General features: G+C 45.4%; 1 protein-coding gene. It reads right to left on the bottom strand.

The window, feature by feature from the left end:
- Window positions 1-186: 186 nt before the first annotated feature.
- Window positions 187-507, bottom strand: a 321-nt coding sequence (locus tag HK417_RS24730) for a TerC family protein (protein ID WP_439957943.1), incomplete at its 5' end; no start/stop codon positions are given.

Raw genomic sequence — 507 nt, 5'->3', positions numbered from 1 at the left:
AAGCACTCATTCAATAGAATGCTAAGTCTACAACGATATGAAGAAATGCTTGAAATATTAACAGAACTTCTTCAGCTTACTGATGTATTCTTTTCTTGAATACAATTCCTGTGCGTCTTCATCATTATCGTAAGCACGATTGATATCGACCCACCATCTTTGGAACTCTTCGCACTGCTCAACCGTTCAGGCTTCTTCGCTTTTTGCTGGGAATACCAGAGAAGAGATTACGCCCAGGGCCAGAAGTCCGATGACAACGCCAACGCTAAACAGAGGGCTAATATCAAGGCCCAATGGCTCGGCGATAAGCTTGATGCCAATGAATACAAGGACTGCAACAACGGCTTTCTCCAAGTGACAGAGGTGCTTCATCAGCGCTTCCAGCACAAAGAATAGAGCACGAAGGCCAAGCACAGCCATGAGCATGGCGGAATAGACAACGGCAGTATCTTTAGCCACAGCGATTACAGCCGGAACTGAATCGAAGCTAAACATAACATCTGACAG

The sequence above is a fragment of the Modestobacter marinus genome, from assembly GCF_019799945.1.
Lineage (GTDB): Bacteria > Actinomycetota > Actinomycetes > Mycobacteriales > Geodermatophilaceae > Modestobacter > Modestobacter marinus_B.
This window is presented reverse-complemented; position numbering and strand designations above follow the sequence as displayed.